Below are 15,418 nucleotides of genomic sequence, written 5' to 3' on the forward strand. Positions count from 1 at the left end.
CATTGCCATGATCCCTCGTTACTCCCGGCCGGAAATGGTCGCCATCTGGTCGCCGGAAACAAAGTTCCGCATCTGGTTCGAGATCGAGGCACATGCCTGTGACGCGCTGGCCGAACTCGGCGTCATCCCCAAGTCGGCTGCCCAGACCATCTGGGAAAAGGGCGGCAGCGCCACCTTCGACGTCGCCCGCATCGATGAAATCGAAGCCGTCACCAAGCATGACGTCATCGCCTTCCTCACCCATCTTGCCGAATTTGTCGGTCCCGACAGCCGCTTCGTGCATCAGGGCATGACCTCGTCGGACGTGCTTGATACCACGCTCAACATCCAGCTCGTGCGCGCCGCCGATCTTCTGCTCGCCGATATGGACCGGGTTCTGGCGGCGCTGAAAACCCGCGCCTTCGAACACAAGAACACGGTGCGCATCGGCCGCAGCCACGGCATCCATGCCGAGCCCACCACCATGGGCCTGACCTTTGCCCGCTTTTATGCCGAGATGCACCGCAACCGCGAGCGTCTTGTCAATGCCCGCGCCGAAATCGCCACGGGCGCGATCTCCGGCGCCGTCGGCACCTTCGCCAATATCGATCCGCGCGTCGAGGAACATGTCTGCGAAAAGCTCGGCCTCATCCCCGAGCCGGTCTCCACGCAGGTCATCCCGCGTGACCGCCACGCCATGTTCTTCGCGACCCTCGGCGTCATCGCCTCGTCGATTGAAAACGTCGCCATCGAAATCCGCCACATGCAACGCACCGAGGTTTTGGAAGCGGAAGAGTTCTTCTCTCCCGGCCAGAAGGGTTCGTCCGCCATGCCGCACAAGCGCAACCCGGTTCTGACCGAAAACCTGACCGGCCTTGCCCGGCTGGTGCGCATGTCGGTCGTTCCGGCAATGGAAAACGTGGCGCTCTGGCACGAGCGCGATATCAGCCACTCCTCCGTGGAGCGCGCTATCGGCCCCGACACGACCGTCACGCTGGATTTCGCGCTGAACCGTCTGGCCGGCGTCATCGAAAAGCTGGTGATCTACCCGGACAACATGCTGAAGAACATGAACAAGTTCCGTGGCCTCGTGCACTCGCAGCGCGTTCTTCTGGCGCTGACGCAGGCCGGCGTTTCCCGCGAGGACGCCTATCGTCTCGTGCAGCGCAACGCCATGAAGGTCTGGGAACAGGGCGCCGACTTCCTTGAGGAACTGCTGGGCGACGAGGAAGTGCGCGCTGCCCTTCCCGAAGAGGTGATCCGCGAGAAGTTCGACCTCGGTTACCACACCAAGCATGTCGACACGATCTTCAACCGCGTCTTCGGCAACGCCTGAGACTTGAGCTGAGCAAGAGACCTTGAAGTTAATGCCGCCGCGACCTTGATCGCGGCGGCATCACAACACAGATATGGGCGCATGAAAGTTTCAGAAGCAGATATCCTGATCGTCCCCGGTTATACCAATTCCGGCCCCGACCACTGGCAGAGCCGCTGGGAGCGCAAGCTTTCCACCGCCCGCCGCGTCGAGCAGGCCGAATGGTCCAAACCCGTGAAGGAAGATTGGGTCGCCCGGCTGGTGGAAGAGGTCAATGCCTCCACCAAGCCCATCGTCCTCGTCGCCCATTCCCTCGGTGTGCCGACCGTCATCCATGCCCTGCCGGAAATCGGCAAGAAGGTGTCCGGCGCGCTGTTCGTTGCGCCGCCCGATGTCGCCAATCCCGATATCCGGCCCAAGCACCTGATGACCTTCGGACCTTACCCGCGCGATCCGCTGCCTTTCCCGACGATCACCATCGCCAGCCGGAACGATCCTTTCGGCTCCTATGAACATGCCGATGACATCGCCGCCGCCTGGGGCTCGCTGCTGATCGACGCCGGCATGTCCGGCCATATCAACAGCGAGTCCGGTCATGGTCCGTGGCCGGAAGGTGGCATGGTATTCGCCCAGTTCCTGAGCCGACTGAAGGCCGTCGAGCCCTGACGGCGGCGGCCGTGCGGGCCGCAGCCCCTTCGATCTGCCCCGGAGGCCTGTTTTCCGGGTGCCGCGGTTTCTCCGGCCTGTCACAAGAATTGAAGGGAAATATGCGAGCCGCATTGTAGAATGCACTCTTTTCCTTTATGGGACCGCTTCAAAGACCAAACGCAACGCCACCAGAATCGGCGTCAACCAAGAGACCTGCAATTATGAACCGTCGCCGCCGTATTTACGAAGGCAAGGCCAAGATCCTCTACGAAGGTCCGGAGCCAGGCACGCTTATCCAGTTCTTCAAGGACGATGCGACCGCTTTCAACAAGAAGAAACACGAAGTCATCGACGGCAAGGGTGTGCTGAACAACCGCATCTGCGAATATGTCTTCACGCATCTGAACAAGATCGGCATTCCCACCCACTTCATCCGCCGCCTCAACATGCGCGAGCAGCTGATCAAGGAAGTGGAGATGATCCCGCTTGAGATCGTCGTGCGCAATGTCGCCGCCGGCTCGCTCTCCAAGCGTCTCGGCATTGATGAAGGTGTGGTGCTGCCGCGTTCCATCATCGAGTTCTATTACAAGTCGGATGAGCTGGAAGACCCGATGGTCTCCGAAGAGCACATCACGGCCTTTGGCTGGGCCAATCCCGCCGAGCTTGATGACATCATGGCGCTTGCCATCCGCGTCAACGACTTCCTGTCCGGCCTCTTCCTCGGCGTCGGCATCCAGCTCGTCGATTTCAAGATCGAATGCGGCCGCCTGTTCGAAGGCGACATGATGCGCATCATCCTCGCCGACGAGATTTCGCCAGACAGCTGCCGCCTGTGGGACATCGAGACCCAGAAAAAGATGGACAAGGACCTGTTCCGCCGCGATATGGGCGGACTTGTGGAAGCCTATTCCGAAGTGGCGCGCCGTCTCGGCATCATCAATGAAAACGAACCGATCCGCGGCACCGGTCCTGTCCTGGTAAAGTAATATCGGCCTCGTGAAGTAATATTGGCCTAACAAGGTAAAATCAGGAGAAGATCAGGTGATCAAGGCACGGGTGACTGTTACGCTGAAGAACGGCGTTCTCGATCCGCAGGGCAAGGCAATTGAAGGCGCGCTCGGCAGCCTCGGTTTCGGTGGCGTCGGCCATGTCCGTCAGGGCAAGGTCTTCGACCTGGAGCTGGAAGGCGCCGACAAGGCCAAGGCTGAGACCGACCTGAAGGCGATGTGCGAAAAGCTCCTGGCCAATACGGTCATCGAAAACTACGCTATCGCCATCCTCTGAAGCCGCAGGAGCCGCCGTCCATGAAATCCGCTGTCGTCCAACTTCCCGGCCTCAACCGCGACCGCGACATGATCGCGGCGCTGACGAAAATCTCCGGAAGCGCGCCCGTCACCATCTGGCAGACGGAAACGGATATTCCCGATGTCGACCTGATCGTCATACCGGGCGGCTTCTCCTATGGTGACTACCTGCGTTGCGGCGCCATCGCCGCGCGCATGCCGGTCATGCAGGCCATTCGCGAAAAGGCCGAAAAGGGCGTCAAGGTTCTTGGCGTCTGCAACGGCTTCCAGATTCTGGTCGAAGCCGGCATGCTGCCCGGCGCGCTGATGCGCAACGCCTCGCTGAAATTCGTCTGCCGTGAAGTGAAGCTGGAAGTCGCCAATAACGACACCGATTTCACCCGCGCTTACGACAAGGGCCAGATCCTGCGCTGCCCCGTCGCCCACCACGACGGCAACTATTTCGTCGAAACCGACGAGCTGAAGGCGCTGGAAGGCAACGGCCAGGTGGTGTTCCGTTATGCAGAGGGCACCAACCCCAACGGTTCGCTGAACGACATTGCCGGCGTCATCAACGCCCAAGGCAACGTTCTCGGCATGATGCCGCATCCGGAAAACCTGATCGAAGCCGCCCATGGCGGCAATGATGGGCGCGGCCTCTTCGCCTCGGCGCTTGGCGTCATCGCGGCCTGACAGACCGGGCGGGCTTCAGGCCCGCCTTTTTTGATGCCGGCTTCCGGCGCCGTTTCGGCCTTTCTTCTGGATGACCTGATGCCCCGTCTTCTTCGACACAATGCCTATAAAGCCGCCGGATTGATCCTCGCTGCCGCCGCACTTGCCGCCTGCCAGCCGAAACCGCAGCCGGCTGCCTCCGTCTCCCGCGCGGCCCTGCCGACGATGGAACGGATCGCGCTTGGCGCGAATGCCTGCTGGTTCAAATCGGGCGATGCGGCGTTCAAGGCCTATCGTCTGGCCCCCGAACTCAATTCCTTCTCCGGCCGCCCGCGCATCCTGCTCGTGCCGCGCAACAGCCCGGAATCGCGCCCCATGCTGGTGGTGCAGGCCGAAGGTAATCCGGCAAAGCTCGACGCTTTCGGACCCGTGATGAACGAAGCCCTTTCCGGCCGCATCGCAACCGACGTCAAGCGCTGGGCGAACGGCGGCAAGGGCTGCTGATCTAACATACGTCCACAGACGTCATCCTCGGGCTTGTCCCGAGGACCCAAATACGTCAGCAAAATCGATATGTGCAGATTCTCGGGACAAGCCCGAGGATGACGGGGAGTTGTTTTGGCCGTTTGCCACCCCCGCGTATACCCACTAAAAAAACCCGCCAGCGCCGGTTGGGAGTGGCGCGGCGGGCTGCCGAATGGCTTGATGGCGCCGGGGAAAGAAGGCACCGCTCTCCGACAAAAAATCAAAGCGACCGGGAGGGCCAGGAGAGAAGCCGCGATTTTGCGGCCTCGTTGAGGGCCTCATCCCGCGTAACGCCAATATCCTCCAGAAGATCGTCGGACAATTCCCGCAAAGCGAGCCGTCCCTGCCGTTTCCGGTGCCAATTGAACATGCCCGCAATCAGGCGACCAATAAGCGTGTGGGCGATCTTGGCCGGAAAGGGCGCCGGTGCGACCATGTCGCCGGCATCGCGGAACACGCGTTCCCGTTCGTAGCCATCAGGATAGAGTGTATCCGCTGTCGAAAGGTATTGATCCATCTTGCGCATATTGCACCTATTGTCTCCGTTCGTTGATCCTCAATCAATGCATACAATAAATACAATTGACTTACCGATAGATACAATGCATAAATTGTCACCATGACAAATTGGCTTCCCGACATCACCGAGGGCGACGGCCCGATTTATCTTCGCCTCGCCGACAGTATTGAAGGCGCGATTTCCGACGGCACCCTGCAGGCCGGCTCCAAATTGCCGCCCCAGCGCAATCTTGCTTACGATCTCGGTGTGACAATCGGTACAATCAGCCGGGCCTATGCGCTCATTCACGAACGCGGCCTCGTCAGTGGTGAGGTCGGACGCGGCACCTATGTCAATGAGCGCAAGACCCCTGCCCCCTCATTGCCCATGGAACCGGCAGCGGCGGCCTTCGGCAGCACGCGCCACGCCATCGACAGCAGCGCCGAATTCAGGCTGAACACGACGGCGGCACCGGATGTCGGCCAGAGCGGGCTGATCGCCCGGCACATCGAGGCCGTCACCCGTGAGCATGCCTACGACATCACCAATTACGCCCGCTCCTTCCCTGACAGCTGGTGCATGGCGGGCGTTCGCTGGCTTTCCCAGAATGGCTGGTCGCCAAAACCGGAAAACATCGTCTCGACGCTCGGCGCCCATGCGGCGGTGATGAGTGTGGTGACGGCGATGACCGCGCCGGGCGACCGCATCGTCTTCGAACCCGTCACCTATTCCCACATCAGCCGCAGCGCCGCCCTTGCCGGTCGGCGGGTGACGCTCGTTGAAGCGGATGAGAACGGCATCGTCCCTGATGATTTCGAGCGCGTCTGCGCCCAGCAGCATCCGAAGATGATCTTCCTGATGTCGGCCGGCCAGAACCCCACCTGCGCCATCCTGCCGGAAGAGCGCCGCCGCGCGATTGCCGATATCGCCCGCCGATACGGCGTGTGGATCATCGAGGACAATCTTTATGGCGCGATGACCCGCGAGGCGATCCCGCTGATCGCCGAATTTGCGCCCGACATCACCTTCGTTGTCGGCGGCCTGTCGAAATCCGTCGCCGCCGGCGTGCGCGGCGGCTGGGTCGCCTGTCCGGCGCAATATTCCTCGCGCATCCGCATTTCCCACTCGATGATGACGGGCGGCCTGCCGTTCATGCTGGCCGAACTCAATGCGCGCCTCGTCAATAGCGGCGACGCCCACGATATCCGCAAGGATTGCATCGCCGAACTGAATAAGCGCGAGGCGATTGCCCGGCGCGTCTTTGCCGGGCTGGACTTCAATTCGCTGCCCGATATCGCCTTCCTGTGGCTGAGACTGCCCGAACCCTGGCTTTCCGGCACCTTCCGCAATGCGGCGATGAAGGAAGGCGTGCTGATCGATGACGAGGACGAATTCAAGGCCGGACGGACGGACAAGGTTTTCCACCGCGTCCGCATCAGCTTTTCAGGCCCCTCCACCCGCGAAGAACTGACGCATGCCTTCGGCGTCCTTCGCCGCCTGCTCGATAATGGCTCGGCCGGCTATGAAAGCGTGGCGTGAACGCTGGCCCGCAGAGTCTTTCCTGCAACATCCCGTTTAATTCAGTAACTGATCATTTACCAAAATTACAAACCTGCCATCCTTTGCGCAATTCGCAGTGGGGAATGATTCGATGGCAGCATTCGGTTCCACAGGTGTCAGGGCGTTTTTCACTTTGGCGGTGCTGCTTGCGGCATATGTCTTCATCGACATCGTGCCGGCCAATGCGGCGGACGGCAGCATCTTCGATGAATTGCGCTTCGGAGCCACCACCTCGCTCGCCAATCGCGATGGCGGCGGTGAAAACGGCGTCTTCCCGGCCTTCACCGCCTATTTCGATCCCTTCGCCAGCGCAGCCGCCGTAACGACAGGCGAAAAACTCGCTCGCCCCCGCCTGCATCTGGGTGCGGAAATCGGCACCGAGGGCGCGGCGAACACCATTTACGGCGGCGTGAACTGGACCTTCGATCTTAACCCGAAGATTTTCGTGGATTTCGGTTTTGGCGGCCTTTGGCACGATGGCAGGCTGAAAAACGGCGCTGGCGAAACCGGCGCGGAATTCGGCTGCCGGGTGCTTTTCCATGAATATGCCGCCATCGGATATCGCTTCGACAACAACTGGAATATTTCGACCCAGATCGAGCACGCCTCCCACGCCAATCTGTGCGATGGCCCCAATGACGGGCTCACCCGCGTCGGCCTGATGGTCGGCTACAAGTTCTGAATAAGCCAACAAAGCAGCGTTTTGCCGGCAAAACAGCACATTTTCCTGTCGCGCCATTGAGCCTCTTGCGCTAAAGAACCGGAAACTTTCCTCGGCTCGAACCGCGTGAGACCTATGTCTATCTCAAATTCCATCAAGATCACCCCGGAACTCGTTGCATCCCACGGGCTGAAGCCCGACGAATACCAGCGTATCCTCGACCTGATCGGACGGGAGCCCAGCTTTACCGAGCTTGGCATCTTCTCGGCCATGTGGAACGAGCACTGCTCCTACAAGTCCTCCAAGAAGTGGCTGAAGACCCTGCCGACCACCGGCCCGCGCGTCATTCAAGGCCCCGGCGAAAACGCCGGCGTGGTGGATATCGACGATGGCGACTGCGTCGTCTTCAAGATGGAGAGCCACAACCACCCGTCCTATATCGAGCCCTATCAGGGTGCGGCGACCGGCGTCGGCGGCATCCTGCGTGACGTCTTCACCATGGGCGCACGCCCGATCGCGGCCATGAATGCCCTGCGTTTCGGCGCGCCTGACCATCCGAAGACCCGCCACCTCGTGGCCGGCGTCGTCGCCGGTGTCGGCGGATACGGCAACTCCTTCGGCGTGCCGACGGTTGGCGGCGAAGTGGAATTCGACCCGCGCTACAACGGCAACATCCTCGTCAACGCCTTTGCCGCCGGCCTTGCCAAGTCCGATGCGATCTTCCTTTCGGAAGCCAAGGGCGTCGGCCTGCCGGTGGTCTATCTCGGCGCGAAGACCGGCCGCGACGGCGTCGGCGGCGCGACCATGGCGTCCGCCGAATTCGATGAGTCCATCGAAGAAAAGCGCCCGACCGTTCAGGTCGGCGACCCCTTCACCGAAAAGTGCCTGCTGGAAGCCTGCCTCGAACTGATGAAAACAGGCGCGGTCATCGCCATTCAGGACATGGGCGCCGCCGGCCTCACCTGCTCGGCCGTCGAAATGGGCGCGAAGGGCGATCTCGGCATCGAGCTCGATCTCAATGCCGTACCGGTGCGCGAAGAGCGCATGACGGCTTATGAAATGATGCTGTCGGAAAGCCAGGAGCGCATGCTCATGGTTCTCGAGCCATCCAAGGAAGAGGTCGCCAAGGCGATCTTCGTCAAATGGGGTCTGGACTTCGCCATTGTCGGCAGGACCACCGACGACCTGCGCTTCCGCGTGCTGCACAATGGCGAGGAAGTCGCCAACCTGCCGATCAAGGAACTGGGCGACGAGGCCCCGGAATACGACCGCCCGTGGACGCCCGCCAAGGTGCCGGCGGCTCTGGCCGACAACGACGTGCCGTCGGCCGATATTGCCGATGCGCTGGTTTCGCTTCTCGGTTCGGCCAACAACTCCTCGCGCCGCTGGGTCTACGAACAGTATGACACGCTGATCCAGGGCAACTCTCTGCAGCTGCCGGGTGGCGATGCGGGCGTGGTTCGCGTTGAAGGCCATGACAAGAAGGCGCTCGCCTTCTCCTCCGACGTCACACCGCGTTATGTCGAGGCCGACCCGTTCGAAGGCGGCAAGCAGGCGGTCGCCGAATGCTGGCGCAACATCACCGCAACCGGCGCTTTGCCGCTCGCGGCCACCGACAATCTCAATTTCGGCAATCCGGAAAAGCCCGAGATCATGAGCCAGCTCGTCCATGCCATCAAGGGCATCGGCGAAGCCTGCCGCGTGCTGGAATTCCCCATCGTTTCCGGCAACGTCTCGCTCTACAACGAGACCAACGGTCAGGCGATCCTGCCCACCCCCACCATCGGCGGCGTTGGCCTGCTGAAGGATTGGGGCCGCATGGCGCGCATTCGTTTCGCCGCCGCTGACGAAGTGGTGCTGCTCATCGGTGCGCCTGCCGGTCTCGGCACGCATATCGCCCAGTCGGTTTACATGCGCGATATCCACGGCCGCATCGATGGCCCGGCGCCGCATGTGGATCTGGCAGCCGAAAAGAAGAACGGCGATTTCGTCCGCACGCTCATCACCGATGGTCTTGCGACAGCCGTTCACGATTGCTCTTCGGGCGGTCTGGCGCTTGCGGTTGCCGAAATGGCGATTTCCTCCGGCATCGGCGCGACGATCGATGCGGTCGAAGGCCATAATCCGGTCCTCACCTTCTATGGCGAAGACCAGGGCCGTTACGTCCTGACGGTGAAGAAGGCCGATCTCGACAAGGTGCAGGCGGCGGCCAAAGCGGCGGGCGTTTCCTGCCCGGCAATCGGCGTTACCGGCGGTGCGAGCGTAAAGCTGGGCACGGCGCGGGCTGTCGAGATTAAAGAATTGCACTTGGCCTATGAATCGTGGTTCCCTCAATTCATGGACGGCGAAACTTTGCTCGCCGCAGAATGAATTAAGGAGAAACACCATGCCCATGAAACCCGGCGACATTGAAGACATGATTAAGGCGGGAATTCCCGGGGCAAAGGTCACGATCCGCGATCTGGCAGGTGATGGCGATCATTACGCGGCAGAAGTCGTTGCGGATGCGTTCAAGGGCAAGACCCGCGTGCAGCAGCACCAGATGGTCTATGACGCGCTGAAGGGCAATATGGGCGGCGTTCTGCACGCCCTTGCACTGCAGACCTCGGCTCCCGAATGACCGTGGCCGTCAAAGCCGTTCGGGCAAGACAGTTTCACTGTCCCGCCAACGCATAAAGGCTCCGGACTAAAATCAAAGGCCCGCGTGATACTCTCACGCGGGCCTTTTCATATCCGGTAGAATGAGCAGTAGCCGCTTACAAAGCAGGCGGGCTCTGCGATTCCAGATCGGCAAAAGATGCGGCCGGTAAAGGTCCAGCCGTTAGCAGCGTAAAATCGTAACCGGATTTGCGATCAGGCCCCAGAACATATTGCCGGTGCATGCGCAGGAAGTTGCGCTTGTTCTTTTTATACCGCTCCGGCGAAAGCGAATGCTTGAAGCGGATCGGCACGATCTTCGGCAACGGCGCATCCTTATGGCCGGTCAGCGCCACCGTGTTGCACCTGTAGAGGTGAATGGGATCGGTGAGGCACTGGATATCGAACCATGTCACCTCAGGGTGACGTGCAATCGCGCCGACGCTCTCACGCAGCCTGTCCGCACTCGACAGGAACGCACATTGCAGCGCTGCGCCGCCCAGCGTTGTAAAGGACAGCTTCCGGCCATCCAGCGCATCCGGCCTGAGTTCCAGCACGCGGCCGATCACGGCGAGCGCAAGACTGGCGCCCATGCTGTGCGAAATGACCAGAACCTCGTCCGAGGGCTGCTCAAGCGCCGTCAGAACAAGTGCGGCCCTCTCTTCGATCCAGTCGCGGGCAATCGCTTCATCGCGGCCGACAGCGAGCGCGAAGCGCCAGTCCGCATAGAGATGCAGGGTGTGAAACCGCTCCGCAAAAGGCAGAAACGCCTTCACGAAAAACAGGGCGGCGGCGGGAAGGCTGATTGCGAAGAGCCAGAGAGGCAAACCGAGCAGCGAAGGCGAGAGCGCAATAGCCGCCGCAACAGCGCCGCCGACCAGCATCAGCAGGAACGGGAAGATGAAGAACAGACCAAAACGCCAGGCATGGCGGAAGTAGCGCGCCGCACCGCCCTCGGCGATAATGCCTGCACCGGCTTTGAAACCAAGCCAGATCTGCTGCCACACCGGCGCATCCCGTAACTGCGATATCACCGCATTATGATCGTAAACGAAAATGTCTGAGCGCGTCCGCCAGTCGCCCGCCGAAGCTTCAACCGTGAATGTCTCGCCGCCCGGCCTGCTCGTGAGCGGTCCCACCGCATAGTCGACATCCCAAGTCTTGCCGGCCAGCGCCGCCGCCCGCTGGTAACGCAGATGATGGGCCGCCGCATCGAGCGGATCGAAACCGGGGAAATAAAGAACAAGTCGTGACTTGACGCTCGGCATGCATAAACCTTCGGGCTGGAGACACCCGAAAGGATCGCTTGATACAGTGGGCGATGCACGTATAGTAAAAATCGCGACGGAAATATGATTTATTTATTGGCGAGGGAAAATTGTCTGGCATCGTCGATCAAGTGCTCAACGGCGTCGTCAAGGGCGCGCTGTCTGAAATCCTCACCAAGACCGGTCTTCGCAAGACCCGCCGCACCCGCCGCCGGACGAAAAGCAATACTTCCCTCGCAGGCGGCATCGTCGGCTCGGTTCTGGAAGCGGCAATAAACGCCGCGGTCAAACCCAAGCCGGCCAAGAAACAGGTGAGCAAAAGACGCACCGCCGCCGCGCGCAGCAGACAGCGGCTTCGATGATGCATCGCCTTCGCCTGCTTCCCACCTTTTTGGTGTTGACGATTTCGGGGCCGCTACAAGGTGCCGCAGAGGTTAAGAGCAGCAAAGAGATCAAGCTCGGCTTCGTCGTGGAGCTTGATGGTGCTGATCGGATATCTGGCACAGCCTTCTGCAAAACCGGCGACACCTGCCGACTCGTAGAACAGGAAAGTCCAAAACTAATTATCGATATCAAAGCGGGTCGCTTCTCTAGCGAGATCGAAATCAAGTGCAAGGATGACTGCTCACTGAATAGCGGGCACGAAACCATGACGTTCGACAACAAACAGGAACTCAATATTTATAACGGCAGATCAGGTCCGATAATAAAATCAGTCTTCAGGCGGCGGGAGCCTATCGGGAAGATAATGCTCAACTTTTCTTACCCGCCCGGGACGACGCGCTGGTAGCGGGGGTTGCGACCTTCACTTAGCGATACCACACCAGCGCATTTTTTATGCGCCACGGGTGGAAATCGCGCCGCGACATGTTATTTAGGGACAAAGAGAAAGCAGCGGCCTTGAACCGCATGTGAAAGGAATAGGCCTATGAGCGGCATTAACGACATGATCGACAGCGAAGTGAAGAGCAACGACATCGTTCTTTTCATGAAGGGCACCCCGCAATTTCCGCAGTGCGGTTTTTCCGGCCAGGTGGTACAGATCCTCGATTATCTCGGCGTCGACTACAAGGGCATCAACGTGCTTGCCGATGCCGACATCCGTCAGGGCATCAAGGACTATTCCAACTGGCCGACAATCCCGCAGCTCTACGTCAAGGGCGAATTCGTCGGCGGCTGTGACATCGTAAGAGAGATGTTCCAGTCCGGCGAACTGCAAAGCCACTTCCAAGAACAGGGTATCAGCGTCCGCGGCGCGGCCTGATTTCGGCCGGTTCATCCGGCCCACCCTGATTGTCAGAAATGTATGCCAGGCGTTGCTTCATGCAACGCCTTTGCCGTTCTTTTTGGGGCAATCCTGTGACAGAACTTTCACAATCCACCGCTTCGCGCGCAGGCTCGATGGGGCGCACGGAATTCATCGCGCTTGCCGCGATGCTGATGGCGCTGAACGCGCTCGCCATCGACATCATGCTGCCGGGTCTTCAGGAAATCGGCGCATCGCTTGGCGTCGTCAATGAAAACCACCGCCAATATGTCATTTCCACCTATCTTCTGGGCTTCGGCGTCGCACAGCTTCTGTACGGCCCGATCTCGGACCGTTTCGGACGCCGCAAGCCGATGCTCGTCGGACTTGCGATCTATATCGTTTCAGCCCTCGCCGTAGTCTTCGTACCGTCATTCTCCGGCCTGCTGATCCTGCGTTTCATTCAGGGCATCGGCTCGGCGGCGACACGCGTCATCACCATCTCGATCGTGCGTGACATTTATGGCGGCCGCCAGATGGCGGAAGTCATGTCGCTGATCATGATGGTGTTTATGGTCGTTCCGGTCATCGCGCCCGGCACCGGCCAGATCGTGCTGTTTTTCGGTGACTGGCACCTGATTTTCGCCTTCATGGCGGGAATTGCCGCCGTCGTAACGGCCTGGATGTATTTCCGCCTGCCGGAAACCCTGCATCCGGACGATGTCCGCCCCTTCACTGCCCGCTCTATCCTTGGCGGTTTCAAGATCGTGCTCACCAACCGCATCGCGCTTTGTTACACGCTCTCCAGCACCTTCATCTTCGGTGCCCTGTTCGGCTTTATCAATTCGGCCGAACAGGTCTACAAGGGCATTTACGGGCTCGGCGCATGGTTTGCGGCGGCCTTTGCGGGCGTTGCTTTGTTCATGGCCTTCTCGTCCTTCATCAATGCAAGGCTGGTCGGCCGGTTCGGCATGCGCAAGCTGTCGCACGGGTCGCTGCTCGGCTTCATCGCCATCACCTTCCTCTGGCTGGTGGTGCAGATGGTTGGACCGGAACCGATGCCCTTTGCGATCTTCATTGTGTTCTTCGCGCTCGCCATGTTCCAGTTCGGCTGGATCGGCTCGAACTTCAACTCGCTCGCCATGGAGCCGCTCGGCCACGTCGCCGGCACCGCCTCCTCCGTCATCGGCTTCATGGGAACGGTCGGCGGCTCTCTCATCGGCGCCGCCATCGGCCAGGCTTTCGACGGCACGGCGCTGCCCATGGTGGCGGGCTTCTTCGTCGTCTCCATCATCGGCCTCGTCTTCGTGCTGATCGGCGAAAAGGGCGTGCTGTTCCAAGCGCATAACAAACCGACACGGTAAGTTCAGGCACACAAACAAAAAGGGCGCGGAACTCGGTTCCACGCCCTTTTTTTGTTGGTTACAGCGACACTTCCCTCAAACCGTAAAAATCTTCTCGCGCAGCAATTCCCAAGTCTCCTGATCAGGAGCCAGCAGCAGGCCGCCATCCAGATGGCGCGGCAGATAGGGAGAGCCGTCGAGACGGGCGGCATAAGCGCCCGCCTCCTGCGACAGCAGCGTGCCGGCCAGATGGTCCCAGGGCATCAGCTTGTTATACATCAGGAAATGCATATGGCCGCCGCAGAACACGCGGTATTCATGCGCAGCACAGCGATAGCTGGTGAACAACCGCACATCGGCAAGGTTCATGAGAATCTTGCGGCGTGTCTCCACATCAAAATAGCCGGTATTGGCGATGCCAACCATCTGCGACAATGCAGGCGCCGACACGACCGACATCTGCGTCTGCGAGCCATCGGCGGCGCAAAGCCATGCACCGGAGCCCTTTTCGGCAATCGCCCAGTCATTCCCCATCGGATCGAAGATCAGGCCGGCAACGGTCTCGCCCTTCGAGATAACGCTCATCATCACGCCGAAGAGCGGCAGGCCGGAGGCGAAATTATAGGTGCCGTCGATTGGGTCGACCACCACGGCGAGATCGGCGTCGGCAAGCTTGCCAAGCAGCGAGGCATCCGCCGCGACCGCCTCTTCGCCGATGAACAGCGCGTCCGGCATGATTTCCTGCACCCGGGCCCGGATCAGCCGCTCCGCAGCCTCGTCGGCCTCGGTGACAAGATCGATCGCCTCGCTCTTTATCCTGACGTCGCCATCGCCCAGATTGCGGAACCGCGGCAGGATTTCCACCGCCGCCGCCTCCTGAAGCGCATTGGCAAGAGAGGCGATGTCGAGTTCGAGAGCCATGGGCGATATCCTTCTTTCTGAGCGTAACGACTATAAAGCGACGATTTCCCGTCGCAGCATCTTCCAGCTTTCCTTGTCGGGGGCCGACAGGATGCCGCCGGTCGTCTGTCCCGGCCGGTAGGGCGTATTGTCGAAACGGGCCGTGTAGCCGCCCGCTTCCTGATGAATGAGAACACCGGCAAGATGATCCCAAGGCATCAGCTTTTCATGGCCGATGAAGTGCAGCTTGCCAGTCGAGGCAAGCCAATATTCATGAGCCGAGCAATTGATTGAAAGCGCCATCTTGATCTTGGCCATATTGGCGGCGATCACCGGGCGGCGATCTTCATGGCTGTGACCCCAGGAAAAGATGCCGACCATTTCGGACAATGGCACGGGATCGGCGACCTTGAGCCTTGCCTGCGAGCCGTCCCTGCGGTTGAGAAACGCGCCCTCACCTTTCAGTGCGATGATGGTATCGCCCATGACGGGATCGTGGATGATGCCCGCGACCGTCTCACCCTTGACGGTGACGGCGAGCAGCGTGCCGAAGGCGGGAAAACCCGAAGCATAGTTGAAAGTGCCGTCGATTGGATCGATCACGAAGGCGAACGGCGCATCGGCAAGAGCTGGAATGACGGATTGATCCGCATCATAGGCCTCTTCGCCAACGATATGGGCCTTCGGAAACCGTTGCAGGAGAGCGGCGGTTATCGCCTTTTCCGTAAGAATATCCGCCTCGGTTACGAGATCGACGGCGGAGGTCTTTTCGGAGATCGCGCCGGCGTCGAGATTGCGGAAGCGGGGCATGATTTCCTGGCGGCCGGCAGCGGCAACGGTGGAAATCAGAAAGTCGATATCTTTATCGGAAAGGGTCATCGC

Annotated in this window: 18 protein-coding genes; 14 read left to right on the forward strand and 4 right to left on the reverse strand. The window is 60.2% G+C overall.

Going from position 1 to position 15,418, the window contains the following annotated elements:
* Positions 1-7 precede the first annotated feature (7 nt).
* From purB to CFB10_RS03255, 6 genes are all read left to right on the forward strand, one after another.
* Positions 8-1,315 (forward strand): adenylosuccinate lyase, encoded by a 1,308-nt coding sequence (gene purB / locus CFB10_RS03230; protein WP_026364160.1) that lies wholly within the window; start codon positions 8-10, stop codon positions 1,313-1,315.
* 81 nt (positions 1,316-1,396) lie between these two features.
* Positions 1,397-1,960 carry an alpha/beta hydrolase gene (locus CFB10_RS03235; RefSeq protein ID WP_020012845.1) on the forward strand — a complete coding sequence of 188 codons (564 nt, stop codon included), beginning with the start codon at positions 1,397-1,399 and terminating at the stop codon, positions 1,958-1,960.
* Between the two features lie 203 nt (positions 1,961-2,163).
* Positions 2,164-2,928 (forward strand): phosphoribosylaminoimidazolesuccinocarboxamide synthase, encoded by a 765-nt coding sequence (gene purC, locus CFB10_RS03240; protein WP_003516002.1) that lies wholly within the window; start codon positions 2,164-2,166, stop codon positions 2,926-2,928.
* Positions 2,929-2,983: 55 nt separating this feature from the next.
* Positions 2,984-3,226, forward strand: coding sequence for a phosphoribosylformylglycinamidine synthase subunit PurS (purS, locus tag CFB10_RS03245; protein ID WP_003507918.1), 243 nt, complete (start codon positions 2,984-2,986; stop codon positions 3,224-3,226).
* Positions 3,227-3,246: 20 nt separating this feature from the next.
* Positions 3,247-3,918 carry a phosphoribosylformylglycinamidine synthase subunit PurQ gene (purQ, locus tag CFB10_RS03250; protein ID WP_020012846.1) on the forward strand — a complete coding sequence of 224 codons (672 nt, stop codon included), beginning with the start codon at positions 3,247-3,249 and terminating at the stop codon, positions 3,916-3,918.
* A 33-nt stretch (positions 3,919-3,951) separates the two neighbouring features.
* The gene (locus CFB10_RS03255; RefSeq protein WP_020012847.1) at positions 3,952-4,401 is read left to right on the forward strand and encodes a hypothetical protein; all 450 of its coding nucleotides are present in this window, start codon (positions 3,952-3,954) and stop codon (positions 4,399-4,401) included.
* Between the two features lie 241 nt (positions 4,402-4,642).
* On the opposite strand, the gene CFB10_RS03260 is transcribed toward CFB10_RS03255, so the two are convergent.
* On the reverse strand, positions 4,643-4,948 hold the full coding sequence (locus CFB10_RS03260) for a DUF1127 domain-containing protein (protein ID WP_020012848.1): 306 nt from the start codon (positions 4,946-4,948) through the stop codon (positions 4,643-4,645).
* A gap of 93 nt (positions 4,949-5,041) precedes the next feature.
* On the opposite strand from CFB10_RS03260, the gene CFB10_RS03265 reads away from it, so the two are divergent.
* From CFB10_RS03265 to CFB10_RS03280, 4 genes are all read left to right on the forward strand, one after another.
* Positions 5,042-6,460 (forward strand): PLP-dependent aminotransferase family protein, encoded by a 1,419-nt coding sequence (locus CFB10_RS03265; RefSeq protein WP_020012849.1) that lies wholly within the window; start codon positions 5,042-5,044, stop codon positions 6,458-6,460.
* 112 nt (positions 6,461-6,572) lie between these two features.
* Entirely contained in the window at positions 6,573-7,163 is a 591-nt protein-coding gene (locus tag CFB10_RS03270) for an acyloxyacyl hydrolase (protein ID WP_020012850.1), read from the forward strand.
* 114 nt (positions 7,164-7,277) lie between these two features.
* Positions 7,278-9,512, forward strand: coding sequence for a phosphoribosylformylglycinamidine synthase subunit PurL (gene purL / locus CFB10_RS03275; protein ID WP_020012851.1), 2,235 nt, complete (start codon positions 7,278-7,280; stop codon positions 9,510-9,512).
* A 16-nt stretch (positions 9,513-9,528) separates the two neighbouring features.
* Entirely contained in the window at positions 9,529-9,762 is a 234-nt protein-coding gene (locus CFB10_RS03280) for a BolA family protein (protein WP_003516012.1), read from the forward strand.
* A 136-nt stretch (positions 9,763-9,898) separates the two neighbouring features.
* Here CFB10_RS03280 and CFB10_RS03285 read toward each other — a convergent pair whose 3' ends face one another.
* Complete coding sequence (locus tag CFB10_RS03285) at positions 9,899-11,047, reverse strand: hypothetical protein (protein WP_020012852.1); 1,149 nt, start codon at positions 11,045-11,047, stop codon at positions 9,899-9,901.
* A 110-nt stretch (positions 11,048-11,157) separates the two neighbouring features.
* On the opposite strand from CFB10_RS03285, the gene CFB10_RS03290 reads away from it, so the two are divergent.
* The 4 genes from CFB10_RS03290 (at position 11,158) to CFB10_RS03305 (ending at position 13,657) form a co-directional block, all read left to right on the forward strand.
* A complete protein-coding gene (locus CFB10_RS03290; protein ID WP_020012853.1) occupies positions 11,158-11,409 on the forward strand; it encodes a hypothetical protein in 252 nt (83 codons plus the stop codon).
* On the forward strand, positions 11,406-11,837 hold the full coding sequence (locus tag CFB10_RS03295; protein WP_020012854.1) for a hypothetical protein: 432 nt from the start codon (positions 11,406-11,408) through the stop codon (positions 11,835-11,837). Before CFB10_RS03290 ends, CFB10_RS03295 begins: the two co-directional genes overlap by 4 nt.
* Before the next feature lie 138 nt (positions 11,838-11,975).
* Positions 11,976-12,311, forward strand: a complete 336-nt coding sequence (gene grxD / locus CFB10_RS03300; RefSeq protein ID WP_003507904.1) for a Grx4 family monothiol glutaredoxin — start codon at positions 11,976-11,978, stop codon at positions 12,309-12,311.
* Between the two features lie 137 nt (positions 12,312-12,448).
* Positions 12,449-13,657: a multidrug effflux MFS transporter gene (locus tag CFB10_RS03305; RefSeq protein WP_020012855.1), complete on the forward strand. Its 1,209-nt coding sequence runs from the start codon at positions 12,449-12,451 to the stop codon at positions 13,655-13,657.
* Positions 13,658-13,732: 75 nt separating this feature from the next.
* Here CFB10_RS03305 and CFB10_RS03310 read toward each other — a convergent pair whose 3' ends face one another.
* Positions 13,733-14,557: an inositol monophosphatase family protein gene (locus tag CFB10_RS03310; protein WP_020012856.1), complete on the reverse strand. Its 825-nt coding sequence runs from the start codon at positions 14,555-14,557 to the stop codon at positions 13,733-13,735.
* Between the two features lie 30 nt (positions 14,558-14,587).
* Positions 14,588-15,415: an inositol monophosphatase family protein gene (locus CFB10_RS03315; RefSeq protein WP_020012857.1), complete on the reverse strand. Its 828-nt coding sequence runs from the start codon at positions 15,413-15,415 to the stop codon at positions 14,588-14,590.
* Positions 15,416-15,418 lie beyond the last annotated feature (3 nt).

The organism is Agrobacterium sp. 719_389, assembly GCF_900188475.1.
In the GTDB taxonomy this organism is placed as follows: domain Bacteria; phylum Pseudomonadota; class Alphaproteobacteria; order Rhizobiales; family Rhizobiaceae; genus Agrobacterium; species Agrobacterium radiobacter.

Coding starts and splice junctions, on each gene's coding strand:
- CFB10_RS03260 (WP_020012848.1), bottom strand. CDS start 4,948: ATGCGCAAGATGGATCAATACCTTTCGACAGCGGATACACTCTATCCT.
- CFB10_RS03305 (WP_020012855.1), top strand. CDS start 12,449: ATGGGGCGCACGGAATTCATCGCGCTTGCCGCGATGCTGATGGCGCTG.
- CFB10_RS03270 (WP_020012850.1), top strand. CDS start 6,573: ATGGCAGCATTCGGTTCCACAGGTGTCAGGGCGTTTTTCACTTTGGCG.
- CFB10_RS03235 (WP_020012845.1), top strand. CDS start 1,397: ATGAAAGTTTCAGAAGCAGATATCCTGATCGTCCCCGGTTATACCAAT.
- CFB10_RS03265 (WP_020012849.1), top strand. CDS start 5,042: ATGACAAATTGGCTTCCCGACATCACCGAGGGCGACGGCCCGATTTAT.
- CFB10_RS03315 (WP_020012857.1), bottom strand. CDS start 15,415: ATGACCCTTTCCGATAAAGATATCGACTTTCTGATTTCCACCGTTGCC.
- CFB10_RS03310 (WP_020012856.1), bottom strand. CDS start 14,557: ATGGCTCTCGAACTCGACATCGCCTCTCTTGCCAATGCGCTTCAGGAG.
- purB (WP_026364160.1), top strand. CDS start 8: ATGATCCCTCGTTACTCCCGGCCGGAAATGGTCGCCATCTGGTCGCCG.
- purQ (WP_020012846.1), top strand. CDS start 3,247: ATGAAATCCGCTGTCGTCCAACTTCCCGGCCTCAACCGCGACCGCGAC.
- CFB10_RS03255 (WP_020012847.1), top strand. CDS start 3,952: ATGCCGGCTTCCGGCGCCGTTTCGGCCTTTCTTCTGGATGACCTGATG.
- purC (WP_003516002.1), top strand. CDS start 2,164: ATGAACCGTCGCCGCCGTATTTACGAAGGCAAGGCCAAGATCCTCTAC.
- CFB10_RS03295 (WP_020012854.1), top strand. CDS start 11,406: ATGATGCATCGCCTTCGCCTGCTTCCCACCTTTTTGGTGTTGACGATT.
- CFB10_RS03280 (WP_003516012.1), top strand. CDS start 9,529: ATGCCCATGAAACCCGGCGACATTGAAGACATGATTAAGGCGGGAATT.
- purL (WP_020012851.1), top strand. CDS start 7,278: ATGTCTATCTCAAATTCCATCAAGATCACCCCGGAACTCGTTGCATCC.
- CFB10_RS03285 (WP_020012852.1), bottom strand. CDS start 11,047: ATGCCGAGCGTCAAGTCACGACTTGTTCTTTATTTCCCCGGTTTCGAT.
- grxD (WP_003507904.1), top strand. CDS start 11,976: ATGAGCGGCATTAACGACATGATCGACAGCGAAGTGAAGAGCAACGAC.